The organism is Micrococcus luteus, from assembly GCF_014138885.1.
Taxonomy (GTDB): Bacteria; Actinomycetota; Actinomycetes; order Actinomycetales; family Micrococcaceae; genus Micrococcus; species Micrococcus luteus.
On record NZ_JACJIK010000001.1, the window covers coordinates 1592903 to 1617898 of the forward strand.

Below are 24996 nucleotides of genomic sequence, written 5' to 3' on the forward strand. Positions count from 1 at the left end.
GTTCCGGGCGATCCCGCGGTCCGGCCACGGAGCGCCTGCGAGGGTCCCCGTAGCGTGTTTGTGAGCTGGGTTATATTTCGACACAGCTGCGGCGGGCCTTCGGGCGCTGACGTGCGAGGCTGCCGGATTCCCGGCTGTCCGGCTCCTACTCACGGATGGGTGAAACGGCATGACTGAATTCGAGGACAAGCTTGCGCAAGTGGCTCGGCGAGCCCGCGACTACGCAAGCTCCCTGGACACGGAAGAGGCGACGAAGAACGCGCTCGTCATGCCATTCATCTCGCAGGTGTTGGGCTACGACGTGTTCGATCCCCAGGAGGTCGTCCCGGAGTTCGTCGCAGATCTGGGCCTGAAGAAGGGGGAGAAGATCGACTACGCCATCATGCGGGAGGGGAAGGTCAACATCCTCGTGGAGGCCAAGAAGGTCGGCTCGGAGCTGTCCCTGGCGCACGCGAGCCAGCTGGTGCGCTACTTCCACACCAGTGAAGCGCGGATCGGCGTGCTCACCAACGGGCGGGTGTGGAACTTCTACACGGACCTCGACAAGGCCAACATCCTCGACGAGCGTCCGTTCCTCGTCCTCGATCTTCTGGACATCGACCCGGTCACCGTGCCGAAGCTCGAGCAGCTGGCGAAGGGATCCTTCGATCTCGACTCGGTCATCGCCGCAGCCGAGGAGCTGAAGTACGTATCGGCCATCAAGCGCGAGATTTCTGCCGAGATGGCTGCGCCGAGCGATGAGTTGGTGAAGGTCCTCGCCAAGCGCGTGTACTCCGGGTACATGAACGCCAAGGCGGTGGAGACCTTCACCCGGCTCACCGAGGAGGCTGCGCGCCAGTACATCAACGATCGCGTCAACGCGCGGCTGAAGACTGCCCTGGGCGACCAGGTCGCTCCGGTACTGGCGGCTCCCGCTGAGCCCGTGGCCACCGGCGATCAGACGGTCCTGTCCGACGAGGAGAACGGTCAGGAGGGCCAGCTCAAGCCGGGCGTGGTGACGACCGAAGAGGAGATCGAGGGTTTCCGCATCATCAAGGCGATTCTCGCCGGAATCGTGCCGATGAACCGCGTCTACATGCGCGACGCAGCCTCGTACTGCAGCGTCATCCTGGACGACAACAATCGGAAGCCGATCGCGCGCCTTCACTTCGACGGGAAGGTGAAATATCTGGTGCTGTTCGATGCGGACAAGAACAGGACGCGGGCCGACCTCGAGAACTTGGAGGACATCTACGAATCCGCCGAGGCACTGCGGAGCGTCGTCAGCTCCTACGTCGGGGCCTGAGCGGACTCTGACCCGCCTACTGACCGGATCCGGCCCGCGGGCGGGCAGGACTGTGCCCCGCCGCCGTCGATGCGCCACCCTGGTGCGCACGCCCCGGTGGGACAGACCCGCCGGGCGCCGACCCGAGAGGACGTCATGACCCATCACGAGCGCGACGACCGCCAGGCCCTGGCCGCCGGCGAGACCTACCTGATCCACGTGCTGGAGACCTCCGACCCGCCCGGCAACCCGGACCACTACCGGATCACGGACGCGGTCGAGGCCCACCACGCGTCCACCGGCTCCTACGACGTCGAGGCCGGCGGCCTGGACGCCGCCCGCGAGCTGCTCGCCCGCCACGCCAAGTGAGCGACCGGGGCTGAGACGTCCGGCCGGGCCGCGCCTCACGCGCCCGGCCGGAGCCTCATCCCCAGCACGGTGCGCGCCTCGAGCCCCAGAGCCGCGCGGGCCTCGGGCGCGCCGGTGCGGTCCTCGCCCACCACGGTCATCCCGATCCGCTCGGCCACCCGGCGCGAGGCCGTGTTCTCCGGGTGGATGATCGCCACGAGCTCGTGGTGCCCCAGCACGTCCCGGGCGTGGTCCCGGCAGGCGGCGGCCGCTTCGGTGGCGTAGCCGCGCCCCCACAGGTCGGCCCGCACGTGGTAGCCGACCTCCAGGCGAGGCTCCCCGTTGACCTCCTGCCACGTCAGGCCGCAGTCGCCCACGAAGCCGGGCCCGCCGTCGTCGTGGGTCTCGATGATCCACAGCCCGTGCCCGTCCTGCGCGTACCGGCGCCGGTTGCCCGCGATCCACGCCGCCGCCTCCGCGCGCGTGCGCGGGGCGGGGTAGAAGCGCATCACCACGGGATCGGCGAGGAGGCCGGCCAGGTGGTCGAGGTCGGCGTCGGCCATCTCGCGGAAGCGCAGACGGGCGGTGGGGGCGGGCGGCATGCGCCCAGGCTAGCGGCGGGCGGATGCGCCCCGCCTCTTGTCTGCGCGGGGCCGGGCTGGTCGACTGTGCCCATGCCGCATTCCCTCTCCCTGCGCCCGTTGCGGGTGGATGACGCCGAGGCCATGGCCGCGGTCCTCGCCGACCCGGACCTGTACACGTACACCGGCGGGACGCCGCCGGGCGAGGAGGAGCTGCGGCAGCGGTACGCGATCCTCGCGCGCGGTCGCTCCGAGGACGGCGCGGAGGACTGGGCCAACTGGATCGTGGTGCTGGAGCCGGAGGGCCGGCCGGTCGGCTACGTCCAGGCCACCATCCCCGTGGACGGGGGACCCACGCAGATCGCCTGGCTGATCGGCACGCCGTGGCAGGGCCGCGGGCTGGCGAAGGAGGCCGCCGGCCTCCTCAAGGGCGAGCTGCGGGACCGGGGGGTGCGGCGCCTCGTGGCGGATGTCCACCCCGAGCACACGGCCTCCCAGCGGGTCGCCCAGGCGATCGGCCTGGCGCCGACGGACGAGGTCGTGGACGGGGAGGTCCGCTGGGCCGGGTCCGTGGACGACGGCGGCGGCCCGGTCACCGGCTGAGGCCGCGGCGCCGCTCCGGGTAGGAGCCGCCGAGCTCCACGCCCCGCTCGGCCAGGTAGGCCTCCGGGTCCACCGGCTCGCCGTCCACGCGCAGCTCCAGGTGCAGGTGCACGCCGGTGGCGGCGCCGGTCTGCCCGACGCCGGCCAGGTGGTCCCCGGCGGAGACGCGCTGGCCCGCGTCCACCACGGTGGAGTCCGGGGCGGCGTGCAGGTAGCGCCACACGTGGCCGTCCCCGGCGTCCACGGCGAGCAGGTTGCCGCCCGCGTCCCCGCCGGCCTCCACGAATAGGACTCGGCCGTCGGACACCGAGTGGAAGGGCGTGCCCTCCGGCACCCCGCCGAGGTCCACGCCGTCGTGGCGGGTCAGGGCCTCCTCGGACACCCCCGAGGGCACCACGCCCTCGCCGAACGGGTTGGGGCGGGGCCCGAAGCGGGAGGTCACGCGGCCCTGCACGGGCTCGGCGTACCCCTGCGTGTTCACCGTGGGCGGGGCGGGGGTGAAGCCGCCGTTCCAGCGCCGCCGCTCGGCGCCCGCGCCGGCGTCGTCCCGGCCGGCCGGACCGAACGCGAGGACCAGCGCCAGGACGGTCGCGATCAGGGCCAGCGCCCCCACTGCGGCCAGCACGCCCCCGGCCACACCGCTGCCCGGGGAGCCGGCGCCGGGGGTCGGGGTGGTCATCCCCTCAGTCTGTCATGCAGGGTCGGGACGGCCCCGGCCTTCGCCCACGGCATCCCGGCCCGCCACCAGCTCCCGCCCGCGCTCGTAGTCCTCGTCCGCGTTGTAGGTCAGCACGCCCACCACGCGGTCCTGCGCGTCCGTGTACCAGAGAGTGAACCCGCCGGTGCGCTCCACCATGCGGGCCTGCTCGTGGCCGTCGCCCCACGCGGCGTGCTTGAGCGTGTGCTCGCCGATGGTGCTCCAGAACCCGGGCACGGCCTCCCACCGCCGCAGGGACTCCGGGTCCGCCGTCGCCGCGTGGGCCAGCACGGAGGCCTGGCCGGCGCCGCCCGGCACGCCGACCTCGGTGCGGGCCGCGTTGTGCCCGGCGACCTCGCCCATGCCGAGGGCGTCGCCCCAGTGCTCCACGGGGATCGGCCGGCCGGCCACGGCGTGGTGGGCGCGGGCCACGTCCCCGGCCACCCACACGCCCGGCGCCGCCGCCAGGTGCTCGTCCGCCACGATCCGCCCCTCGTGCATGGTCAGCTCGGAGTCCTCGAGCCACCCGCCCCCCGGCTCGACCCCCACCGCGGCGAGGATCAGGTCCGGGGCGAGCGTGGCGCCGTCGTCGAGGTGGACGGTGCGCGGGGCGCGCACCTGCCCCACCCGCACGCCGGTGCGCAGCTCGACGCCGGCGCCGATCAGCCACTGCGCGATCCGATCGCCCGCCTCGCGGCCGAGCCGCTTCTGCTGCGGCACCTCGTCCGGGGTGACCAGCGTGGTGGCCACCCCGCGCAGGGCCAGGGAGGCGGCCGCCTCGCAGCCGATGAACCCCGAGCCGATCACGACGGCGGAGCGCGCGTGCCCGGCGGAGGCCACCAGGCGGCGGGCGTGGTCGAGAGAGCGCAGCAGGTGCACCTCGGCGTCGTCGTCCGCGACGGGCAGGGGCTTCGGGTGCGCGCCGAGGGCGAGGATCAGGCGCTCGAAGCGGACCGGCTCCTCGCCGACCCGCAGCGTCCGCGCGGCGAGGTCCGCGCCGGTGACGGTGGTGCCGCGGCGCAGCTCGACGCCGTCCGGCAGCTCCTCCCCGGCGATCGGCGTGCCCTCGGGGGCCGCCATGCCGCGCAGCACCTCCTTGGACAGCGGCGGGCGCTCGTAGGGGTGGTCCACGTCCGAGGTGAGCATGAGGACGGGGCCGGGTCCCCCGGCGTCGACGTAGGCGCGGGCGGCGCTGACGCCGGCGGGGCCGCTGCCCACGATCACGAGCGGGAACGGGGTGGAGCTGTGCTGGGCCATACGGCCAGCATGCGCACCCGTCACGGGCGGAAGCCAGGGCCGACGGACACCCCCGGCTCCGGCATACTGCCCGCATGGACCCCTCCCTGGTGTGGCTGCCGGCCGTCGTCGCGCTGGCCGCGATCACCGTGGGCGGCACGCTCCAGCGGGTGAGCGGCATGGGCGTCGGCATGATCGCCGCACCCACGCTGTCCCTGCTCCTGGGCCCGGTGGCGGGGGTGACGCTGTCCAACGTGGCCGCCTCGGTGTCCGCGGTGCTGCTGTTCGCGGTGCTCCACAGGCACGTGGACTGGCCGCGCTTCGTCCGCCTCGCACCCCTGCTCGTGGCCGGCTCGTTCGCGGGGGCGTGGGCCGTGCGGGTCCTGGACGCCCACGCCCTCGAGATCCTCCTGGGGTCCTCCGTGCTGGTGGCCGTGGCCGCCGTCCTGGGCCTGCAGCAGCGCTTCACCGCCCAGGGGAACGGGGCCGTGTTCGCCTCCGGCGCCGTGGCCGGGTTCATGAACACCACCGCGGGCATCGCCGGGCCGGCGCTCGCGGTCTACGCGGTGGCGAGCCGGTGGGACCAGCGCTCGTGGGCGGCCACCCTCCAGCCCGTGTTCCTGCTGGCCAATCTCACCTCGCTGGTCACCAAGTCGCTGTTCGGCGCGGCCGTGCCCGCGGGGCTGCACGTGCCGTGGCCGGTGTGGGTCGCCGTGGTGGCGGGCGGTCCGCTGGGTGTGCTGCTCGGTTCGGTGGTGGCCCGCCGGGTGGACCCCGCGAAGGCGCGCGTCCTCGCGATCTGCCTCGCCGGCGTCGGGGGCACGGTGGCGCTGGTGCGCGGTGTGGCCGGCACCCTGGGCTGAGGCGGGGCCGGCGCGCAGGCGTCAGGGCAGGAGGGAGCGCACGGCCGCGGCCAGCGTGTCCCGCACGTCGTCCACCGTCAGGTCCTCCGGGGCCAGGTGCCGCTCGACCGACAGCGTGTGCACGAGCATCAGGAGCATGGCCGCGGTGTGCGTGACCTGCTCGTCCGGGACGTCGGCCAGCACGCGGTGCTCACGCAGCAGGCCGGCCAGGAAGTCCCGCCGCCGGACGGTGAGCGTCCGGTAGGCTCTCCCCACGGCGGGCTCGCGCAGGCCCACGGCCTGGAACTCGTGGAGGAGCAGGGGCCAGGAGCCCGTGGTCTCGAGCACGACGTCGGCCAGGGCCTCCGCCACGCGGGCCACCAGGTCCTCGCGCGGCAGGTCGGGGTCGTCCAGGGCGTCGGCGACGCCGTCCATGGCTCGGGTGGTCGCCCGCTCGAACTGGACGGTGCAGGCGGCGGCGAAGAGGTCCGGCTTCCCCGCGAAGCCGGAATAGACGGCGCCCTTCGTGTAGCCGGCCTCCGCCGCGATGCGGGCGAGGGAGGAGCGCGCGTAGCCCTCCCGTCCGAACACCCGGGCCGCGTGGTCGAGGATGGCCGCGCGGACATCCTCGCGGCGGGGTCGGGTGGCCATGTTGCCCTCTCGATGCCGATGGTATTGAATACCGATGGTATTGAATCCGCCTCGACTCGGCAAAGAGGGCCCATGTCTTCCACTCCCACCGACGCCGATCACCATGGCCCCGGGCCCGCCCCCGACCCGGCGCACCTCGACGACCTCCCGCCCGCCACCCTCGTGGCGCGCGCTCTGACCCTGCGCGGCGGTCGCGGGCCGGTGTTCGGCCCCCTCGACCTCGTGCTGCCCCCGCAGACCCACCTGGCCGTGCTCGGAACCCAGGGCTCGGGCCGGTCGGCCCTGCTGCTCGCCCTCACGGGGCGCCTGCAGGGCGTGCGGGGCGAGCTCGTGCTCACCGGCGGCCCCGTGGACGTCGCGCTGGACGGGCCGGAGCGGCCCGCCGCCCGCGCGTACCGCCCCCCGATCGACGCCGCGCGCCACCCGCACGCCCTGCGTGCCCGCACCGCCGTCGCCCACACCACCGATGTGGTGGAGCTCGAGCCGGCGCTGACCGTGGCCGAGGTGGTGGACGAGCGCTGTCTCGCCGACGGCGTGCGCCGCCGCGCCGGCCGTGCGCGCTTCGCCCTCCTCGCGGAGGCGGTGAGGCTGAGCGTGGCGCCGGAGGCCGTCGTCGGGGAGCTGTCCGCGCCCGATCGCGCGCTGCTGGCCGCCGTCGTCGCCTGCCTGCGCCCGGCCCGCCTCGTCACCTTCGACGACGTGGACGCCACCCTGACCATCGATGAGCTGGTCGCGCTCCACGCGGCCCTGGACGTCCTCAAGGACCACGGCCACCCGTTCGCGGTGAGCGCCGTGGCCTCCGCGCCCGTGCCGCGCGACGCCGTCGTCCTCACCCTGCCCCCCGTCCGGGAGAACTGATGCTGTTCCGCTACGAGCTGCGACGCTTCCGCCGTGGCCTGCCCCTGCTCGCCCTGCTGTTCATCTTCCTCGTCCCCGCCATCTACGGCGCCCTGTACCTGTCCGCGAACTGGGACCCCTACGGGGCCATGGACCGGCTGCCGGTGGCGATCGTCAACGAGGACGAGCCCGTCCAGCGCGGCGACACCACGCTGCGCACCGGCGCGGACATGACCGAACGCCTCAAGGACGACCGCGCCTTCGACTGGCGCGAGACCACGCGCGAGGAGGCCGAGGAGGGACTGCGGGAGGGCCGGTACTACCTCGTCCTGGAGATCCCCGCCGAGCTCAGCCGTGACCTCGTCAGCCCCGAGGGCGGCGGGACACCGCAGCAGGCGCAGATCACCCTGCGCCGAGACGACGCCAACGGCTTCGTGATCGGCTCCGTCACGAACGCGAGCCAGGCCAAGGTCGAGGCCGCCGTGAACCGGTCCGCGATCGAGGCGTACTTCGAGGCCGTCTTCTCCAGCCTCGGCGAGCTGCGGTCGGGCATGGTGGACGCCGCCGACGGCGCCGCACAGCTGGCCGACGGCACGGCCTCCGCGAAGGACGGCGCGAGCCAGCTGGAGGACGGGATCGTCCAGGCCCACGACGGCTCGGGCAAGCTGGCCGAGGGCGCGGGCCAGCTCGCCACGGGTGCGGGTGACCTCGCGGACGGCGCCGCCCAGGCCGACGACGGCGCCCAGCGACTCGCCGAGGGCGCCGCGTCCGCGCAGGACGGGGCCGGGCGCCTGGCCGACGGGCTCGACCAGGCGCGCGGGGGCTCCCAGGCCCTCGCCGACGGTGCCGGGCAGCTCGCCGAGAACGCCCCCGCCCTGCGTCAGGGCGCCACGGACCTCTCCGACGGGCTGGCCCAGCTGCAGACCGGATCGGCCGAGCTCACCGACGGCGCCACGCAGGTGGCCGATGGCACCCAGCAGCTCTACGACACGGTGATCCCCGGCCTGGACCAGGTGAGCGAGCGGCAGGACGCGGTGGCCGCCGACGTCGCCGCGGTGGACGAGGACGTCCAGCGGGTCGCCGAGGTGGCCGGCACGGCCGAGGACGGCGCGGGCGCCCGCATCGCCGATGCGCAGGCCGCCCTGGCCGAGCTCGCCGACGAGGATCCGACGCTCGCCGAGTCCGAGCAGTACGCCGCGCTCCAGGAGGCGCTCACCGGCGCGGACGAGCGGGTGACCGCCGTCGCCGGCCGCGCCGAGGAGGCCGCCGCGACCTCCGCGGCCGCCAACGAGCGCGTCCAGGGCTTCGTCGAGGACGACGTCGCCGCCTCCGCCAAGGCGGATCTGACGGACCTCAACGACGGCGCCCACGCCGTGGCCGCGGGCGCCGAGAAGCTGCAGGGCGGGATCGGTGAGGCGAAGGACGGGGCCGACTCCCTCGCCGACGGCGCCGGGAAGTTCGCGGACGGCCTCGAGCAGCTGGGCTCCGGCGCGACCGAGCTCGACGGCGGCCTGGCCCAGCTCCAGGACGGCGCCGGGGAGCTGCAGTCCGGCCTCGGCGAGCTGACGGACGGGGCGACCACCCTCGCCGAGGGCAACGCCGCGCTCCACGACGGGGCGCTGACCCTGCAGGACGGTGCGGGGCAGCTGGAGTCCGGCGCGACCGAGCTCGACGGCGGCCTGGCCCAGCTCCAGGACGGCGCCGGGGAGCTGCACACCGGCCTCGGCACCCTCGACGACGGCGCCCACGAGCTCGCCTCCGGGCTCTCCGACGGCGTCGACCGCGTCCCCGCCCTGACCGAGGATCAGCGGGACGAGGCCGCCCTGGTGATGTCCCGGCCGGTGGAGGCCGTGATGCAGGTGGACAACTCCGCGGAGGTCTACGGCCGCGGCATGGCGCCGATGTTCTTCTCCATCGCGCTGTGGGTGTTCGGCATCGCCGCGTTCAACATCATGCGGCCCATCAGCGGGCGGCTGCTGGCCGGGCGCCGCAACCCGGTGGCGATCGCGCTGGCCGCGTGGCTGCCCGTGGGCATCGTGGCCGTGGGCGGCGGCCTGCTCATGCTCGCCGCGACGCTGCCGCTGGGCCTGGCCCCCGTGCACCCGGTGCGGGCCGTGGCCCTGACGGTGCTCGTGGCCGTGGTGTTCTCCCTCATCGCGCACCTGGTGCAGACGGCGCTCGGCACCCCCGGTTCGGCGCTGCTGCTGGTCCTGCTGGTCCTGCAGCTGGCCTCCACCGGCGGCACCTACCCGGCCGAGGTGCTGCCCGGCTTCTTCCAGGCGCTGCACCCGTTCATGCCGATGAGCTACTCCATCGAGGCGTTCCGCAACGCGATCTCCGGCGGTCCGGACCAGCGCTTCTGGGTGCCGGTGGTCGTGCTGATGGGCATCGGGGCGGCGGCGCTCGCCCTGGACGTGCTCGTGGTGCGGCGCCGGCGTCGGTTCCGCATGAAGGACCTGCACCCCGCGCTGCAGGCCTGAGCGGGGATGACCTCCGCACCCCGTGCCGCCGTCGTCCGTCCGGCCCGCCCCGAGGACGCGCCCGCGATCGCCGCGATCGCCGCGGCCACCTTCCCGGACGCCTCCCCGGCCTCGCTGCCGCGTGCCGCGGTGGACGCGCACATCGCGCTGCACCTGAGCGAGGCGGCCGTGGCCGCGTGGATCGCGGACCCGGAGCGGATCGTGCTCGTGGGCGCCGCGGCCGACGCCCCGGAGACCCTGCTCGGCTACGCCATGTACGAGACCGCCGCGACCCCCGAGGCACCCGTCACGGAGCGGCTCGGCGACGTGCCGGCCGGCCACCTCTCGAAGCTGTACGTGCTCGCCGAGGGGCGCGGCACCGGGCTGGCCGAGGCCCTCGTGCACGACGGCGTCGAGCGGCTGAGGCGGCTGGGGTTCCGGCACGTGTGGCTCGGCACGAACGCGCAGAACACACGGGCCAACCGGTTCTACGAGCGCCTTGGCTTCGCGACGATCGGGGCGCGGCAGTTCGTGGTCGGCGGGGAGCGCGTCGAGGACGACTGGGTGCGGCTGCTGACGGTGGAGTGAGCCCGCCGCCGCTCAGCAGGCCTCCGGGCCGTCGGGGTCGTCGTCGGGATCGATCCACGCCGACGGGTGGTAGTGCACCGCGGCCAGCCCGTCGTCGTCGGCCAGGTGGGTCTGCGCCTCGGGCACGGAGTCCGTGTTCTGCCCGGCTACCGCCTCCCACGCCCCGGCCTCGGTGCGGCGCACCACGAGCAGCAGGACGCCGGTGCGCTCGCCGGCCTCGTCGCCGTCGGGCGCGGTCTGCCCCGTCATGGTCCACGGCGCATGCACCACCGCCACGTCCCCGAGCTCGCGCACGCGCACCTGACCGAGCACAAGCCGGGAGGCCGGGAACATCCAGCGGAAGCCGAGCGCGTGGTTCACCCGGATCTGCCGCCGCCGCGTCCACCACACGCCCACCACGTTCACGAAGTCCGCGTCCTCGGCGAACAGGTCGGCGAGCGCGTCGGCGTCGGCGGCGTTCCAGGCGGCCGCGAAGGCCTCGGCCACCGCGGCGGGGCCGGCCGGCCGGGCCGCGACGTCGGCGGTGGGGTCCGCGGGGGACATGACTGCTCCTGGATCGGGGAAGGGCGGGTTCAGCGGGCGGGCCCGTAGGCCAGCATCAGCACGACGGCGGCGAACAGCACCGCCATCACGGCCAGGACCGTGAGCACGGCGCGCAGGGCCGCACGCGTGCGCGGGTCGGCCGGGGGTGGTGCATCCGGACGTCGGGTCACGCTCGCCAGTGTGGCACGCGGCACGGCGCGAGGGGCGCATGCGTCGGCGCGCGTCGAAGGCTCCTCCCAGCCGGGGCACAGTCGACGCTGACGCTGCGGAGGTGGTTGCCGAACACGAAGCGGTCGAACACGGTCCGCGCCGAGCTCGGCTCGTCCGCGTGACCACTCTGTGCCGTCTACGGCGGATCGAGCCCCGCCGCCGGCCGGCCTCCCATGCCCGGCCGGCTCCCACCACCGCCCCGCCCGGCAGGGGTGGTCTCGGGCCGGGCGGCCTTGGGATGATGGGTGCCCCCGGAGAAAGGTGCCCGATGCCCCCGCCCGTGCCGCAGCCGACCCGCCGACAGATGCTCCTGGCCGGTTCCGCCCTGCTCGGATCGGGACTGCTGACCGCCTGCGGGCAGGACGGGGAGGACGCGCCGTCGTCGTCGTCCGAGCCCGCCTCGTCCGCGCCCACCTCCGCCGCCCCCGCTGGACCGCCGCCCGCCGGCGACCCGGTGGCCTGGCCGGACGTGGCCCGGGTGCCGCACCTGTTCTTCCACTCCCTCGTGGTGGACCCGGCCCGCGCCTTCGACGGCGACGACAAGGCCGGCGGCTACCTGGACTTCATGGTCACGGTGGACGAGTTCGACGCCGTCATCCGGCAGGTCTACGAGCGCGGCTACGTGCTGGTCTCCCCGCACGAGCTGTACGAGGTGGGGGAGGACGACGTCGTGCGCCCGAAGACCCTCATGGTCCCCGAGGGCCGGACCCCGCTGATCCTCTCCTTGGACGACTGCTCGTACTACCTCTACATGGACGGCGACGGCTTCGCGGACCGCCTGATCGTGGCCGAGGACGGCCGCGTCCGCAACGAGTACACGGACGCCCAGGGCACCACGCACGTCGGGGCGTTCGACGTCGTCCCGCGTCTGGACGACTTCCTCGCCGAGCACCCGGACTTCAGCCTCAACGGCGCCCGCGGCGTGCTGGCCATGACCGGCTACGACGGCGTGTTCGGTTACCGCACCTCGGCCCGCGAGTTCGGGGACAGCCCCACGTTCGACGCCGACGTCGCGGCCGCCATCGAGGTCGCCGACGCGCTCAAGGACAGCGGCTGGGAGTTCGCCTCCCACACGTGGGGCCACCGGACGGTGCCGAAGCTGACCATGGAGGAGCTCGAGTTCGACATGGGGCACTGGCACGAGGAGGTCGAGCCGATCCTCGGCCCCACGGACATGCTCATCTACCCGTTCGGCGCGGACGTCACCGGCCCCGGCAAGTACACGGAGGACAACGAGCGGTACCGCTACCTCCGCGAGCTCGGCTACCGCTCCTTCTTCCTCGTGGACGGCACCTCCAAGGCGTGGGGCCAGCTCGAGCCCGGCTACTACCGCGGCTCGCGCATCAACGTGGACGGCATCAGCCTCGCCGCGGCCGTCTCGGGTGAGCGGCCCGTGCTGGAGGAGTTCTTCGACCCCCGGTCCGTCCTGGACCCGGCCCGCCCCGAGTCCATCCGCGGCCCGAAGAAGCCGAGCCCGGCACCGTCGTCGTCCGCCGCGGCCCCGAGATCCCCGCGACCCTGAGGAGAGCACCATGTCCATCCCCGCCACCGAGGTCGAGGCCCGCTGGAACGCGGCCGCCGAGCCGTTCACCGCCGTCGTCCGTGAGGTGCGGGACTGGGACGCCGCCACCCCGTGCGAGGGTTGGGACGCGCTGGACCTGCTGGACCACGTGATCGCCGGCCAGCGCGACTTCGCCGCCCGCCAGGGCCGGGAGGTGCCCCTCTTCGACGGCTCCCGCCAGCAGCTGGCCACCCAGTGGACCAAGCACGCCGCCGCCATGTCCGCCCTCGCCGGTGACGAGGAGTTCATCCTGCGGCCCATGGACACCGCGCTCGGGGAGATGACCGTGGGCGAGGCGCTGATCCGCTTCCACACGTTCGACCTGATCGTGCACCGTTGGGACCTGGCCCGCTCGCAGGGCGTGGACGCGCGGTTCACGGACGCGGAGATCGACTGCGTGGAGGAGTCGCTGGCGCTGTTCGGCGACGCCGCCTACACGCCCGGCATCCTGGGTGAGCCCGTCCCCGTGGCCGACGACGCCGACCCGCAGACCCGCCTGCTCGGCCGTCTGGGCCGTCGGGGCTGAGACCAGGGCAGGACCCGTCCCCGAACCCCAGGAGGCACCGTGAGCGAGTCCACCGGTTTCAGCGCCGCGGAGAAGGCCGCGATGGCCGAGCGCGCGGAGGAGCTGCGCGCCCAGCGCGGCGGCAGGAAGAAGGCGGACGCCCTGCAGGACCTGCTGGCGAAGATCGAGGAGATGCCCGAGCCGGACCGCGCCCTGGCGGTGACGGTGCACCGGATCGTCACGGAGGTGGCCCCGGAGCTCGCCCCCCGCACGTGGTACGGCATGCCCGCCTACGCCCGCGGCACGGACGTGCTCGTGTTCCTGCAGGTCAGCAGCAAGTTCGGCGTGCGGTACACGACCCTCGGCTTCAACGAGGGGGCGAAGCTCGACGACGGCGTCATGTGGCCGACGTCGTTCGCCCTGACCGCCCTCGACGACGACGTCCGGGCCCGGATCGCCGATCTGGTGCGCCGCGCCGTCGGCTGACGTCCGGCCCCTCTGTGGCCCGGGCTGCCCGTCGCCAGCGCCGCACCGCCCACAGGGTCAGACCGCCCACGGCGAGCCAGCCCACCCCGAGCAGCACGCCGTTCACGACGCCCGGGCGCACCGCGAACGCCCCCATCGCCACGAGGGAGAGCTGCCCGGGGATCACGCCGACCGCGGTGGAGCCGGCGAAGATCCCCAGCGGCACGGCGAGCGCGCCCGCCCCGTAGTTCACGGGCCAGTACGGCAGCCCCGGGGCGACGCGCAGGGCCAGCAGGGCGAGGAACCCGGTGTCCTCGAGCCGCCGCTCCACGGTCTCGGCGTGGCGGCCGAGCCCGCGCAGGACCACCTCGCGCCCGACCGCGCGCGCGATGCCGTACGCCCCGAGCGAGCCCAGCAGGGCCCCGACCACGGACAGCACTGTCCCCTCAATCGCTCCGAAGAGCACACCGGCGGTGACCGCCATGATCGTCACGGGGATGGGGGTCAGCGCCACGGCCGCGTACAGCACGGTGAACGCGAGCCAGCTCCACCAGCCGAAGCCGTCCAGCTGGGCGCGCAGCTCGTCCACGCCGGGCAGGCGCACGGTGAGTGCCAGCCACACGAACGCCGCCACCACGAGGACGAGGGCGGCGGTGCGCAGGATCGACACCCCGCGGTGCCCGGTGCGGGCGGGCAGGGTGGAGGCGGCGCCGGAGTCGCGCGGCGGCACGGCGGTGGAGGGCATCGGCTCAGGCTACCGGCAGCCGCTCCCTCCGCATGTCCTCCCTGGTCTGCGGTCACACCCTGCTCTGCTTCGGTGGATCACACGCATGTGACTCATCCACACCTGTGGACAACTCTGTGGAGAACCCTGTGCACGCGGCCCGCCGGGTGTGGACGGAGGGGCTCAGACGGTGGACGCGCCGGGCGCGTCGTCACCCGGCCGCGCCTCGCCCGGATCCGTGCCGTCCGGCCCCGCCGCCGGCTCGTCCTCGAAGGCGGGACCGCCGTCGTCCTCCCAGGCCGCGGCGGCGTCGTCGTCCCTGTCGGTCTCCTGCACCTGGTCGTGCAGGCGCTCCATGCGGGTGTCCAGGTCCGCGGCCACGCGGGCGGCGGCCACGAGCTCGGTCGCGATGTCCGGGGGCACGCCGCCGTCGAACTTGTAGTTGATCTTGTGCTCGAGCGTGGCCCAGAAGTCCATGGCGCTCGTGCGGAACTGCATCTCCACGGTCACCGGGATCGTGCCGGTGGACAGGTGGATCGGCACCTGCACGAGGCAGTGCAGACTCCGGTAGCCGGAGGGCTTGGGCCGGGAGATGTAGTCCTCCACCTCGAGCACCCGGATGTCCGGCTGCTGCGTGAACTGGCGGAACACGCGGTACACGTCCCGGGCGAAGCTGACGATCACGCGCGCCCCGGCGATGTCCGTGACGTTGGTGCGCAGCGCGTCCAGGTCCAGGGACAGCCCGCGGGCGGAGGCCTTGCGCAGGATCGACTCCGGCGACTTCACCCGCGTGACGATGTGCTCGATGGGGTTGTAGTCGTGCAGGTGTGTGAACTCGTCCCGCAGCACCTCGAGCCGCGCCTCCACCTGGAGCAGGGCCGAGCGGTACTCGAGGTCGAAGCGCTCGACGTCTCGGCGCAGCCGCTCCAGCGCCCCTGACGCCGCGGGGGTGAGCTGCGTCAACTCGGACACGGGGGTGCCGCGCAGCGCCTCGACGTCCGCCGAGGGCGCGTCCGGGGAAGGGTCCTGCTCCATGGCCTCAGAGCCTACGGCGGGATCCTGCGAGACGGCAGGCCGTCCACAGGCCCGACGGCGGCCCGTCAGTCCTCGGCGGGGATCAGCACGCGCTCGAAGGCGGCGCGCTCCTCGTCGGAGACGGCCACGGGCCGCCCGGCCGCCGGGTCCACCTGCACGAACACGGCGTCGCACAGCACGCAGCGCCGCCCGTCCTGCCACAGCTCGTGGCGCAGCGTGAAGGACGTCCGGCCGATCCGCAGGATCCACACCCGCGCCGTCACCTCGGGCCCGGCGTAGACCACGGGCGCCTCGTACTGGACCTCCATGGACCGCACGACGCGCTGGACGTCCGGGGACGCCGTCGTCGTGGCCCACGCGGCCAGGGCGCGCACGCGCGCCTCCTCGGCGAGGGTGAGCAGGCGGGCGTTGTTGACGTGGCCGTAGCGGTCTTCGTCGGACCAGCGCAGCTGCAGCCCGACCTCGAACGGGGTCGGTGTGCCGGCGTCGGCGGGGGTCTCGGGGGTGGTCGGCTGAGTCACGGGGTGAACACCTTTCCTGGGTTGAGGATGCCGTGCGGGTCGAACACGGCCTTGATGCGCTGCTGGAGGTCGTGCTGGGCGTCGCCGAGCTCGTCCCGCAGGAACGCGCGCTTGAGCAGGCCCACGCCGTGTTCGCCGGTGAGCGTGCCGCCGAGTTCCAGGCCGGCGCGGAACAGCTCGCGGGCGGCCTCCCACACGTCCGCCGGGATCGACGCGGCGTCCTCGGCCGCGCCGCCCACCTGCGCCGCCGCGCCGAACAGCAGGATCGGGTGCAGGTTGCCGTCCCCGGCGTGGGCCGTGGTGGGGATGGCGACGCCGGTGCGTGCCTCGATCTCACGGATCCGCGCGAACATCTCGGCCATGCGGCTGCGCGGGACGGCCACGTCCTCCACGAGCGGGGTGCCGAGGCGCTCGAGCGCGGGGAACGCGGTGCGGCGCAGGGCCATGAGGGCCTCCCCCTCGGCGGGGTCCACGGTCACGGTGACGTCCCCGCCGTGGGTACGCATGAGGGCGGCCATGGCCTCCCCGTCCGCCTCGGCGCCGGCGCCGTCGGCCTGCACCAGCAGGAACGCGCCGGACTCGGGCAGGGCGGCCCCGCGCTCGGGCCCCGCGTGCGCGCGCACCGCGGCGAGCGTCGCCTCGTCCATCAGCTCCATCAGGGCGGGCACGTGACCGGCCCCGGTGATCGCCTCGGCCGCGGCGGCGCCCGCGACGACGTCCGGGAAGAACCCGCCGAGCGTCACGGGCACGCCGCGCACGGCCGGCCGCAGCGCCAGCGTCGCGCCCACGATCACGCCGAGCGTGCCCTCCGAGCCGATCATCAGCGCGACCAGGTCGTAGCCGGTCACCCCCTTGACGGTGCGGTGGCCCAGCCGCAGCAGGGTGCCGTCTGCGAGCACCACGTCCAGGCCCAGCACCGCCTCGCGCGTGACGCCGTACTTGGCGCACAGCAGCCCGCCGGCGTTCATCGCGATGTTGCCGCCCACCGTGGAGATGTCCTTCGACGCGGGATCCGGGGCCCACCACAGCCCGTGCTCGGCGAGCGCGGCGTTCAGCGCCCCGTTGAGGATCCCCGGCTCGACGACGGCCACGCGGTCCGCGGGGGAGACCTCCAGGATCCGGTCCATCGCGGTCATGTCCAGGACGATCTCGCCCGCCCCCGCGACGGCGCCGCCGGCCAACCCCGTGCCCGCTCCGCGGGTGACCAGCGGGGTGCGGGTCCCGTGCGCGATCCGGCACGCGGCCTGCACGTCCTCCACCGTCCGCGCGCGGACCACGGCCAGCGGCGCGGCGGGGGAGCGATGCCCCGAGCGGTCCGCCCGGGCGGCCTCGAGTGCGGCGGCGGAGACGTCCACGCGGCCGGGCAGCTCCGCCTGCAGGCGGGCGACGACGTCGGCGGGCGGGGCGTCCGCGGCAGGCGGGGCGGCGGGGGTCGGGTCGAGGGGTGCGGAGGAGTCCATGTCCACCAGTGTCGCCGATCACACGGGGTGGGGCGTGCGTCGGCCGGTCCGATGACGCGCCCGGCCCCGTCCCTAGACTGGCGGCCATGACCTCCCCGGACCCCGCGCCCCCGCGCCCCCGCGTCCACGTGCTCACCCTGCGCCCGGATGGAGCCCGTGAGGACACCGCCCGCCGCGTGGGCGCCGTCCTCGCCGAGGCCTTCGCCACGGACCCGTACACGCTCGGGCTCGTGCCCGAGGACCGGCGCGGGCCCCGCCTCGAGCGCAAGTTCACCGCCGCCGTGCGCCAGGGGCTGCGCGCGGGGGCCGACGGCGCCCCGCTGGGCGCCGTGGACGTCGCCGTGGACGCGGCCGACGGCACGCTGCTCGGCGCCGCCGTGTGGACCTCCCCCGCCGCCCCCCGCGGGGTCGACGTGCCGGGCCTGCTGGCGGGGCTGCCCACCGCCGTCGCCGTCCACGGCCGCCACACCCTCGCCCTGAAGCGGATCCAGGGCGCCTGCGAGCGGGCCCGCCCGGCAGGCCGGCACTGGTACCTTGAGGAGGTCGGCACCGTCCCGTCCGCCCGCGGGCGCGGGGCGGCGAGTGCGCTGGTGCGCCACGGCCAGCGCCGCGCGTCGGGTCTGCCCGTGCACCTCGAGGCGTCCGTGCCCGCCACCGTCCCGTTCTATGAGCGGCTCGGCTTCCGTGCGACCGGCCACGTGCCCGTGCCCGGGGGCGAGCCCCTGACCTGCCTGCGCTGGGAGGCCTGAGATGAGACACCCGATCCCCGACTACCTGGCGAGCCTGGTCACCGAGCTCGGCGCCGTGAACCCGGGCGAGACGGCCCAGTACATCCCCGTGCTCGCGGAGGCGGACCCGGACCGCTTCGGCATCGCGCTGGCCACCCCCACCGGGCGGCTGCACTTCGCGGGCGACGCGGACGTGGAGTTCACCATCCAGTCCGCGTCCAAGCCGTTCACGTACGCGGCCGCGCTCGTGGACCGGGGCTTCGCCGCCGTGGACCGGCAGGTGGGGTTGAACCCCTCGGGCGAGGCCTTTAACGAGCTCTCCCTCGAGGCGGAGTCGCACCGCCCGGACAACGCCATGATCAACGCCGGCGCGCTCGCGGTGCACCAGCTGCTCGTGGGACCGGAGGCGAGCCGGAAGGAGCGGCTGGACCGGGCCGTGGAGATCATGTCCCTGCTCGCCGGGCGTCGGCTCTCGGTGGACTGGGAGACGTACGAGTCCGAGATGGCGGTCTCGGACCGCAACCTCTCCCTGGCGCACATGCTCCGCAGCTACGGGGTGCTGCAGGACTCCGCCGAGGAGATCGTGGCCGGGTATGTGGCGCAGTGCGCCGTGCTCGTCACCGCCAAGGACCTCGCTGTGATGGGCGCGTGTCTGGCGACCGGCGGCATCCACCCGATGACGGGAGAGCGGATGCTGCCGTACATCGTGGCGCGGCGCGTGGTGTCCGTGATGACCTCCTCCGGCATGTACGACGCCGCCGGGCAGTGGCTCGCCGACGTCGGGATCCCGGCCAAGTCCGGGGTGGCCGGCGGTGTGCTCGGCGCGCTGCCGGGTCGCGTGGGGATCGGCGTGTTCTCGCCGCGCCTGGACGAGGTGGGCAACTCGGCGCGCGGCGTGCTGGCGTGCCGCCGCCTCTCCGAGGACTTCCGGCTGCATCTCATGGACGGGGACAGCCTGGGCGGCACCGCCGTGCGCTTCGTGGAACGCGAGGGTGACCGCGTGTTCGTGCATCTGCAGGGCGTGATCCGGTTCGGCGGTGCGGAGGCGGTGCTGGACGCGCTCACGGACCTGGACACCGGTGCGGAGAAGCCCGGCACCGGGTGGGACGCCGCCGTCTACCCGCGGTGGCAGGAGGCCGCGGCGGACAGCGCGGCGCTCGCGGCCGCGACCAGCGGCGGTGCGGTGCACGAGGCCGCCGCCGTGGCCGCCCGAGATGAGAACGACGGGCCCATCCGCACCGTGGTGCTCAACCTCACGCGGGTGGACCGGATCGACGACGTCGGCCGACGGCTGATCGCCGAGGGCGTGCGCCGGCTGCAGGCCGACGGCGTGCGGGTGGAGGTCGAGGATCCGGAGCGCATCCTGCCGCTGGAGGAGGCCGGCGCCCACTGAGGCGGCGGGGCGGGCAGGAGGGGGGCGCGGCGGTGTTCTCCGTCTCGCCCCCTTTCGTTCAACTGCTGTTCATGTGAGAATGGGCGGTCTCATCCCTTGACCCCGCCGTTCGAGGACGACCCCCCATGCCCCTTTCCACCCTCCGCGTCAGCCTGCCCTCCGTCCGCCGCACCCGCCCCGCCCCGCAGGGGGTCCGTGAGCGGATCGCGCACGCCGTCGTGTCCCGGCTGCAGCCGCGTCCCGTGCCGCCGGTGGACCGTCGGAGCCGCCTGGCGTGGCAGGTCTCGGGGGCACTGCCGCTGATCGGGTGCCTGACCTCGTTCCCCATCGGGATGTCCAAGGACTCCATGGTGATCCCGGGCGTCGGCTATCAGGGCGGGTTCCCCGCGGGCTGGTCCCACGCCCTCAACCAGCCGGCGTACTTCACGTGGCTGTCCAACGCGCTGGTCGCGGGCACGTCGCTGACGCTGGCCGCGCGTCGTGAGGCGCCCACGTCGGACGCGTTCTGGGCCGTGCGCACCGCCGGCCTCGGCTCGGTGCTGGTCACGGGGATCGTCTACAACGCGGTGCTGCGCGGCCGCGAACAGGACACCTTCCTCTACCGGTTCAACGACGCGCTGCAGCACATCGTCAACCCCGTGCTCGCCCCGGCGGTGTGGGCGCTGTTCGACCCCCGCGGGCAGATCACGCCGCGGCGCGCCGGGCTGGCCTCGGTCATCCCGCTGATGTGGGCGGCGGCGACCATGGCGCGCGGGCCCCGCATCGACTGGTACCCGTACCCGTTCCTCGACGTGCCGCGGCTCGGCCGACGCAGCGTGGGCGTCGTGCTCGCCGGGATCCTGGCCGGCTTCACCGGGCTCATGGGTGTGCTCGGCACCGTGGACCGCCGCCTCGGCCTGGCCTGAGGGGCGGTCCCCGGCGCTGACGGCGCGTCAGTCGCCGCGGACGGCCTCGGCCACGGGCACGTCGCCGTCCACGAAGTCGATCTTCCGGCCCACCGTGCCCGGTTCGTTGAGCACGGCCACGATCGCTCGGGCGACGTTGCCGCGGCTGACCTCACCCTGCGAGGCGTCGGAGCCGGAGAGGTCCGGGTCCACAGTGATGCGGCCGGACGGCTCCTCATCGGTCAGGGTGCCGGGACCGAGGATGGTCCAGGCCAGCCCGGAGTCCCGCAGCGCCTCGTCCGCCTCGGCCTTGGCCTGCGCGTAGGCGTAGAAGGGGTCGTCCTCGGGCACGTCGTGGTGCAGGGACGCGCCGAGGTAGGACACCATCACGTAGCGCCGCACGCCCGCGGCCTCGGCGGCGCGCATGCTGGCGACGGCGGCGTCGTGGTCCACGGCCCGGGTGCGCTGGGCGTCCCCGCCGCCCGCGCCCGCGGAGAACACGACGTTGTCCGCGTCGCGCAGCGCGTGGAGCAGCTCCTCCTGGTCCGCCTTCTCGATGTCCAGGACGAGCGGTTCGGCGCCGGCGGCGCGGACGTCCTCGGCGTGGTCGGGGTTGCGGATGATCGAGACGACGTCGTGGCCGGCCTCCGCCAGCAGGGGTGCGGCGAGCAGGGCCACCTTGCCGTGGCCGCCGATGATCACGGTGCGGGTCATGGGGATCTCTCCTTCGGTTCGATCGGGTGCTGGACTTCCACAGTAGGGAGAGCCCGACGCCGGTGCGAGGGTGGAGCGGCGCTCCACCACCCCACTCCTCAGCTCTCCGCCTGGCCCTGCCGCCAGTAGCCCATGAAGGAGACGTGCTTCTTCGGCACGCCGCCGGGGCCCACGCTGAGCCGGCGCAGGGCGCGCACCATCGCGGACTCCCCGGCGAGGAACACGTAGGCCTCGGGCCGTTCGTCGGCCTCGAGGGCGGCGACGGTCCACTCGCGCTCGACGGAGGCCGCGGGCGGCGCGACCGGCCCGCCGGCGTCGTCGGGGTCCACGCCCAGCAGGGCGGCGAGGCGGGCGTGCGCCCAGGACCCCGACGGCGCCCCCGGCGCCCGGCGGCCCACGTGCAGGCGCACGCGGCCCCGGTCCGTCAGCTCCGTCACGGCCCGCCAGTCCCACGGCTCGGGGACGGCCAGGCGCTCGGCGATGAGGTCGGCGGCCTGCCCGTCGTGGGGCAGCTCGAGCACGAGGTCCGCCTCGCCGTCGAACCCGCCGAACGGGTCCGCGAGCTCCTCCGCCACGGACACCAGGGCGGGGACGGCGGTCTCGTCGCCCACGGCCAGCACACGGTGCGCCCCCGTCTGCCGCCAGCCGGACCACGCCGGCGCCTCCGCCGAGGGCACCAGCACGTTCACCGCGTCCCCCGCCTGGACGGCGCGCGCCCAGCGCAGGCCCGGCCCCTGATGCGGGTCGGCGGGGTCGTCCGGGTCGCCGTGCAGCACCACGTCCACGGTCAGCGAGGGCACCTGCCGCCCGTCGAGCCGCACGAGCCCGGCCGAGCGCACCGTGTACGTGCGCATCCAGCCGCGCTCCTCCTCGGGGATGGCCAGGAACCCGGCCCGGAACCCGGCGGACAGGTCCGGGTCCGCCGATGTCCCGCCCGGTGGGGGGATCAGCAGCTTCACGTAGGCGTCCCGGCGCGGCCGCGCGCCCCGGTACAGGGCGTGCAGGTCGGCGACGCCGGGCGGCAGCAGTCCCAGCAGGTCCCCGCTGGCGGCCTCCAGGTCCGGCCCCGCCAGCACGATCCGCCGCAATCCGCGGCACGGCTGCTCCACGGACACCACGCGCGTGTGCGCCACGATCATGCCGTCGGCGCTCATCGGCGGTCCCCGTCCCCGCGCGGCAGCACCACGGGGTGGCCCAGCAGCGGGTCGGCCACCACGTCCGCGTCCAGGCCGAACACCTCGGCCAGCACCTCCGGCACGATCACCTCGCCCGGCGTGCCCTGCGCCACCACCCGGCCCGCGGCCATCGCCACGATGTGGTCCGCGCTGCGCGCCGCCAGGTTCAGCTCGTGCAGCACCGCGACGACGGTCGCCCGGCCCCCGCCGCGCGGGTCCGGGAGCGCGCGCACCAGGTCCAGCACCTCCACCTGATGGCTGAGGTCGAGGTAGCTCGTGGGCTCGTCGAGGAGCACCACCGGGGTCTGCTGGGCGAGCACGAGGGCGAGCCACGCCCGCTGCCGCTGCCCGCCGGAGAGCGTGCCGGCCTCGCGGTCGGCGAGCTCCACGAGGTCGGTGCGCTCGAGCGCCGAGGCGATCGCGGCGTCGTCGCCGGCGGCCCGGCCGCCCAGGAGCCCGCGGTGCGGGTGACGGCCGCGCGCCACGAGCTGCGCCACCGTCATGCCCTCGGGCGCCACGGGATGCTGGGGCAGCAGCGCCACGGTGCGGGCGTAGTCGCGCGCGGACACGCGGGCGGCGTCCCGGCCGAGCACCTCGATGCTCCCGGCGCGCGGGGCGAGCTGGCGGGTCAGGCCGCGCAGCAGCGTGGACTTGCCGCAGCCGTTGGCGCCGATGATCGCGGTGACGCGCCCGGCGGGCACGTCCAGGTCGAGGTCCTCGACGATCGGCGGTGCCGAGGCCGGGCCGTAGCCGAGCGTCAGGCCGCGCAGGCGGATCGCGACGTCGTCGGCGGCCCCGGCGCGCGGTGCGGCGGGGGACGGGACGGTGAGCGGGGGAGCGGTCATGCGGGGCGCACGCCTCCTGGGGTCCGGCCCTGGCGCAGCAGCAGCCAGAGCATGAGCGGGGCGCCGGCGGCGCCGGTGAGCACACCGGTGGGCAGGGCGGCGCCGGTGAGCAGGGGGACGGCCTCGCCGGCCACGAGGTCCGCGAGCAGCACGAGTGCGGCGCCCGTGAGCGCCGCCGCGGGCAGGGAGGGCAGGCCGCGGGTGAGCCCGCGCGCCACCGGGGTGGCCAGCAGCGCCACGAACGCCAGCGGCCCCACGACGGCGGTCGCCACGGCGGCCAGCACCGCGCCGAGCCCCAGCGCCGCGGCCGAGGTGGGGCGCGGTCGGGCGCCGAGGGCGTGCGCGAGGTCCGGGCCGACGTCGGCGGGGGCCAGCCGCGCGTGGAGCACCCCCGCCAGCGGCAGGGCGGCCACGAGGACGCCCGCGAGCAGCGCGATGCGGCCCCACGTGACCCCGTTGAGCGAGCCGGCGATCCAGACGGTGGCCGACTGCAGGTCGTGCTGGGCCAGCGAGAGCATGGCCCCGGCCACCACGGCCTGGCCCGCCGCCGCCACCGCGATGCCGGCCACCACGAACCGTTCGCCGCCCACCGAGCGGGCCGTGGCGAACACGGCGACCACCGCCGCGAGGCCACCGATCAGTGCCGTGGCGGCGCGCATCAGGTCCGATCCTCCGCCGGTCTGCCCGGCGGTCGCCAGCATCCCCAGCACGACCGCCGCCGCGGCGCCCTGGGTGACGCCCAGGATGTCCGGCGAGGCCAGGGGGTTGCGCAGCGTGCGCCGGTAGAGCGCGCCGGCCGCGCCCAGGGCGGCGCCGGTGAGCACTGCGGCCACGGCGCGGGGCAGCTTCTCCTCCAGCACGATGAAGCTCGCTCCCGGGATCGTCTCCCCGCCCAGGATCCGCACGAGGTCCGGGACGGTCACCTGGTACGTGCCCCACACCACGCGCAGCAGGGCGAGGACCAGCACGGCCACGGCGAGGCCCGCGCAGGCCCCTCCGAGGCGGCGCCGGTCGGCGCGGCGCAGGCGGGCGACGACGTCGTCCGAGGCGGTGCGCTGGACGCTCATGCGGCCACCCCCGGGCGGCGCAGCAGCGCCAGCAGCACGGGCACGCCGAGCAGGACGGTGGTCACCCCGAGGTGGATCTCCCCGGGCGCCACGACGAGCCGCCCGGCGAGGTCCGCGAGGATCACGAGGACGGCGCCCCACAGGGCGCAGCCGACCATCAGGGCCCGCGTGCTCGGCGGCCGCAGACGGCGCAGCGCGTGGGGCACGAGCAGCCCCACGAACCCGACCGGCCCGGCCAGCGCCACCGCCGCGGCCGTGAGCAGCACGACCGCGCCCAGCAGCACCGCGCGCACCCGCTCCGGGCGCCCGCCCAGGCCGTGCGCGAGGTCGTCGCCGAGGGCGAGGGCGTCGAGCCCGGGGGCCACGGCGACGGCGGCGAGCAGCCCGACGGCGATCACGGGCGCCAGGGCGAGCGCCTCGCCGAGGTCGGCGCGGGCCACCGTGCCCACGGCCCAGAACCGCAGTCGGTCCTGGACCGTGGGGGAGAGCACGAGCAGCGCCGTGGTGCCGGCGGTGGCGCCGGCGGTGATCGCGGCGCCGGCCAGCACGAGCGCCATGGGGGAGGGGGCGCCGGGCGTCCGGCCCCTCCGCGTGGCGGCCGCCGCCACCGCGTAGCCGAGCGCCGCCGCGACCAGCGTCCCGACGGCGGCCAGCGCCAGCACCCCGAACGTGGAGCCGGCGACGCCGAGCGCCATGCCCGCCGCCACGGCCAGCCCCGCGCCGGCGGAGAGCCCGAGCAGCCCCGGGTCACCGAGCGGGTTGCGGGTGGCCCCCTGCAGGGCCGCGCCGGCCACGGCCAGCGCCGCCCCCACCAGCGCCCCCGTCACCACGCGGGGCACGCGGGAGGCCACGGCCGCCGCCTCGATGCCCTCCGGCACGGGGTGCCCGGTGAGGACCGCGCCCAGGGTGTCGAGCGCCGTCGTCGCCGGCACGGTGCGCGCGCCGAGGGCGACGCCGGCCACGAGCGCCGCCAGCAGCAGCGCCGCGGGCAGGGCGCCCATCAGCACGCCCGCGCGGACGCGGGCCGGGGAGGCCAGGGCCGTGGACGGCATGGGGAGGG

General features: G+C 75.2%; 28 protein-coding genes. 13 read left to right on the forward strand and 15 right to left on the reverse strand.

Annotated features, from left to right (window positions below; genetic code table 11):
- Window positions 1–169 precede the first annotated feature (169 nt).
- Complete coding sequence (locus HDA34_RS07340) at window positions 170–1285, forward strand: type I restriction endonuclease (protein ID WP_036314529.1); 1116 nt, start codon at window positions 170–172, stop codon at window positions 1283–1285.
- A 135-nt stretch (window positions 1286–1420) separates the two neighbouring features.
- A complete protein-coding gene (locus HDA34_RS07345) occupies window positions 1421–1633 on the forward strand; it encodes a hypothetical protein (RefSeq protein WP_010079881.1) in 213 nt (70 codons plus the stop codon).
- A 35-nt stretch (window positions 1634–1668) separates the two neighbouring features.
- On the opposite strand, the gene HDA34_RS07350 is transcribed toward HDA34_RS07345, so the two are convergent.
- A complete protein-coding gene (locus HDA34_RS07350; RefSeq protein ID WP_020624710.1) occupies window positions 1669–2214 on the reverse strand; it encodes a GNAT family N-acetyltransferase in 546 nt (181 codons plus the stop codon).
- A 72-nt stretch (window positions 2215–2286) separates the two neighbouring features.
- On the opposite strand from HDA34_RS07350, the gene HDA34_RS07355 reads away from it, so the two are divergent.
- Window positions 2287–2796, forward strand: a complete 510-nt coding sequence (locus HDA34_RS07355) for a GNAT family N-acetyltransferase (RefSeq protein ID WP_044659331.1) — start codon at window positions 2287–2289, stop codon at window positions 2794–2796.
- Here HDA34_RS07355 and HDA34_RS07360 read toward each other — a convergent pair.
- Both HDA34_RS07360 and HDA34_RS07365 read right to left on the reverse strand, forming a co-directional pair.
- Window positions 2786–3475 carry a M23 family metallopeptidase gene (locus HDA34_RS07360; RefSeq protein WP_020624712.1) on the reverse strand — a complete coding sequence of 230 codons (690 nt, stop codon included), beginning with the start codon at window positions 3473–3475 and terminating at the stop codon, window positions 2786–2788. The two genes, HDA34_RS07355 and HDA34_RS07360, sit on opposite strands and share 11 nt — an antisense overlap.
- Window positions 3476–3487: 12 nt before the next feature.
- Window positions 3488–4750: an NAD(P)/FAD-dependent oxidoreductase gene (locus tag HDA34_RS07365; RefSeq protein ID WP_134377325.1), complete on the reverse strand. Its 1263-nt coding sequence runs from the start codon at window positions 4748–4750 to the stop codon at window positions 3488–3490.
- 74 nt (window positions 4751–4824) lie between these two features.
- Between HDA34_RS07365 and HDA34_RS07370 the strand changes: the two genes are divergently transcribed.
- Window positions 4825–5592, forward strand: coding sequence for a sulfite exporter TauE/SafE family protein (locus HDA34_RS07370; protein ID WP_073117328.1), 768 nt, complete (start codon window positions 4825–4827; stop codon window positions 5590–5592).
- A gap of 21 nt (window positions 5593–5613) precedes the next feature.
- Here HDA34_RS07370 and HDA34_RS07375 read toward each other — a convergent pair whose 3' ends face one another.
- Window positions 5614–6222 (reverse strand): TetR/AcrR family transcriptional regulator, encoded by a 609-nt coding sequence (locus tag HDA34_RS07375; RefSeq protein WP_020624715.1) that lies wholly within the window; start codon window positions 6220–6222, stop codon window positions 5614–5616.
- 72 nt (window positions 6223–6294) lie between these two features.
- Here HDA34_RS07375 and HDA34_RS07380 point away from each other — a divergent pair, with 72 nt between their 5' ends.
- Genes HDA34_RS07380 through HDA34_RS07390 form a run of 3 tightly spaced genes read left to right on the forward strand, consistent with a single transcriptional unit; the run spans window position 6295 to window position 10106 of the window.
- Complete coding sequence (locus HDA34_RS07380; RefSeq protein ID WP_134377324.1) at window positions 6295–7080, forward strand: ATP-binding cassette domain-containing protein; 786 nt, start codon at window positions 6295–6297, stop codon at window positions 7078–7080.
- Window positions 7080–9539 carry a YhgE/Pip domain-containing protein gene (locus tag HDA34_RS07385; protein WP_134377323.1) on the forward strand — a complete coding sequence of 820 codons (2460 nt, stop codon included), beginning with the start codon at window positions 7080–7082 and terminating at the stop codon, window positions 9537–9539. Before HDA34_RS07380 ends, HDA34_RS07385 begins: the two co-directional genes overlap by 1 nt.
- A 6-nt stretch (window positions 9540–9545) precedes the next feature.
- Window positions 9546–10106 carry a GNAT family N-acetyltransferase gene (locus HDA34_RS07390; RefSeq protein WP_036382331.1) on the forward strand — a complete coding sequence of 187 codons (561 nt, stop codon included), beginning with the start codon at window positions 9546–9548 and terminating at the stop codon, window positions 10104–10106.
- A 12-nt stretch (window positions 10107–10118) separates the two neighbouring features.
- Here the strand turns inward: HDA34_RS07390 and HDA34_RS07395 are convergent, their stop codons facing one another.
- Both HDA34_RS07395 and HDA34_RS07400 read right to left on the reverse strand, forming a co-directional pair.
- Window positions 10119–10649, reverse strand: a complete 531-nt coding sequence (locus tag HDA34_RS07395) for an SgcJ/EcaC family oxidoreductase (protein WP_134377322.1) — start codon at window positions 10647–10649, stop codon at window positions 10119–10121.
- A gap of 29 nt (window positions 10650–10678) precedes the next feature.
- Window positions 10679–10819 carry a hypothetical protein gene (locus HDA34_RS07400; protein WP_002855432.1) on the reverse strand — a complete coding sequence of 47 codons (141 nt, stop codon included), beginning with the start codon at window positions 10817–10819 and terminating at the stop codon, window positions 10679–10681.
- A gap of 308 nt (window positions 10820–11127) precedes the next feature.
- Between HDA34_RS07400 and HDA34_RS07405 the strand changes: the two genes are divergently transcribed.
- From HDA34_RS07405 to HDA34_RS07415, 3 genes are read left to right on the forward strand one after another with little or no spacing between them, the layout of a single operon-like run.
- Window positions 11128–12381, forward strand: a complete 1254-nt coding sequence (locus HDA34_RS07405; protein WP_134377321.1) for a polysaccharide deacetylase family protein — start codon at window positions 11128–11130, stop codon at window positions 12379–12381.
- Between the two features lie 10 nt (window positions 12382–12391).
- Entirely contained in the window at window positions 12392–12946 is a 555-nt protein-coding gene (locus tag HDA34_RS07410) for a TIGR03086 family metal-binding protein (RefSeq protein ID WP_134377320.1), read from the forward strand.
- Window positions 12947–12985: 39 nt separating this feature from the next.
- Window positions 12986–13411, forward strand: a complete 426-nt coding sequence (locus HDA34_RS07415) for an iron chaperone (RefSeq protein ID WP_134377319.1) — start codon at window positions 12986–12988, stop codon at window positions 13409–13411.
- Here HDA34_RS07415 and HDA34_RS07420 read toward each other — a convergent pair.
- The 4 genes from HDA34_RS07420 to HDA34_RS07435 form a co-directional block, all read right to left on the reverse strand.
- A complete protein-coding gene (locus tag HDA34_RS07420; protein WP_134377318.1) occupies window positions 13323–14135 on the reverse strand; it encodes a TVP38/TMEM64 family protein in 813 nt (270 codons plus the stop codon). The two genes, HDA34_RS07415 and HDA34_RS07420, sit on opposite strands and share 89 nt — an antisense overlap.
- A gap of 162 nt (window positions 14136–14297) precedes the next feature.
- Window positions 14298–15149, reverse strand: a complete 852-nt coding sequence (locus tag HDA34_RS07425; protein WP_060974352.1) for a GTP pyrophosphokinase — start codon at window positions 15147–15149, stop codon at window positions 14298–14300.
- Between the two features lie 65 nt (window positions 15150–15214).
- Window positions 15215–15670 carry an acyl-CoA thioesterase gene (locus HDA34_RS07430; RefSeq protein ID WP_060974353.1) on the reverse strand — a complete coding sequence of 152 codons (456 nt, stop codon included), beginning with the start codon at window positions 15668–15670 and terminating at the stop codon, window positions 15215–15217.
- Complete coding sequence (locus tag HDA34_RS07435; RefSeq protein WP_259392678.1) at window positions 15667–17130, reverse strand: FAD-binding oxidoreductase; 1464 nt, start codon at window positions 17128–17130, stop codon at window positions 15667–15669. Before HDA34_RS07435 ends, HDA34_RS07430 begins: the two co-directional genes overlap by 4 nt.
- An 86-nt stretch (window positions 17131–17216) precedes the next feature.
- Here HDA34_RS07435 and HDA34_RS07440 point away from each other — a divergent pair, with 86 nt between their 5' ends.
- The 3 genes from HDA34_RS07440 to HDA34_RS07450 all read left to right on the forward strand — a co-directional run bounded on the left by HDA34_RS07440 (window position 17217) and on the right by HDA34_RS07450 (window position 20156).
- Window positions 17217–17879, forward strand: a complete 663-nt coding sequence (locus HDA34_RS07440; protein ID WP_134377317.1) for a GNAT family N-acetyltransferase — start codon at window positions 17217–17219, stop codon at window positions 17877–17879.
- A 1-nt stretch (window position 17880) separates the two neighbouring features.
- Window positions 17881–19251, forward strand: coding sequence for a glutaminase A (gene glsA / locus HDA34_RS07445; protein ID WP_134377316.1), 1371 nt, complete (start codon window positions 17881–17883; stop codon window positions 19249–19251).
- A 125-nt stretch (window positions 19252–19376) separates the two neighbouring features.
- A complete protein-coding gene (locus HDA34_RS07450; protein WP_098094054.1) occupies window positions 19377–20156 on the forward strand; it encodes a Pr6Pr family membrane protein in 780 nt (259 codons plus the stop codon).
- A gap of 27 nt (window positions 20157–20183) precedes the next feature.
- Here the strand turns inward: HDA34_RS07450 and HDA34_RS07455 are convergent, their stop codons facing one another.
- From HDA34_RS07455 to HDA34_RS07475, 5 genes are all read right to left on the reverse strand, one after another.
- Entirely contained in the window at window positions 20184–20849 is a 666-nt protein-coding gene (locus HDA34_RS07455; protein WP_070709459.1) for an SDR family oxidoreductase, read from the reverse strand.
- Between the two features lie 98 nt (window positions 20850–20947).
- The gene (locus tag HDA34_RS07460; RefSeq protein WP_036314499.1) at window positions 20948–22003 is read right to left on the reverse strand and encodes a siderophore-interacting protein; all 1056 of its coding nucleotides are present in this window, start codon (window positions 22001–22003) and stop codon (window positions 20948–20950) included.
- On the reverse strand, window positions 22000–22869 hold the full coding sequence (locus HDA34_RS07465) for an ABC transporter ATP-binding protein (protein ID WP_036314497.1): 870 nt from the start codon (window positions 22867–22869) through the stop codon (window positions 22000–22002). The genes HDA34_RS07460 and HDA34_RS07465 overlap by 4 nt, the downstream gene beginning before the upstream one ends.
- Window positions 22866–23936, reverse strand: coding sequence for a FecCD family ABC transporter permease (locus HDA34_RS07470; protein ID WP_134377315.1), 1071 nt, complete (start codon window positions 23934–23936; stop codon window positions 22866–22868). Before HDA34_RS07470 ends, HDA34_RS07465 begins: the two co-directional genes overlap by 4 nt.
- Entirely contained in the window at window positions 23933–24988 is a 1056-nt protein-coding gene (locus HDA34_RS07475) for a FecCD family ABC transporter permease (protein WP_113914254.1), read from the reverse strand. Before HDA34_RS07475 ends, HDA34_RS07470 begins: the two co-directional genes overlap by 4 nt.
- Window positions 24989–24996 lie beyond the last annotated feature (8 nt).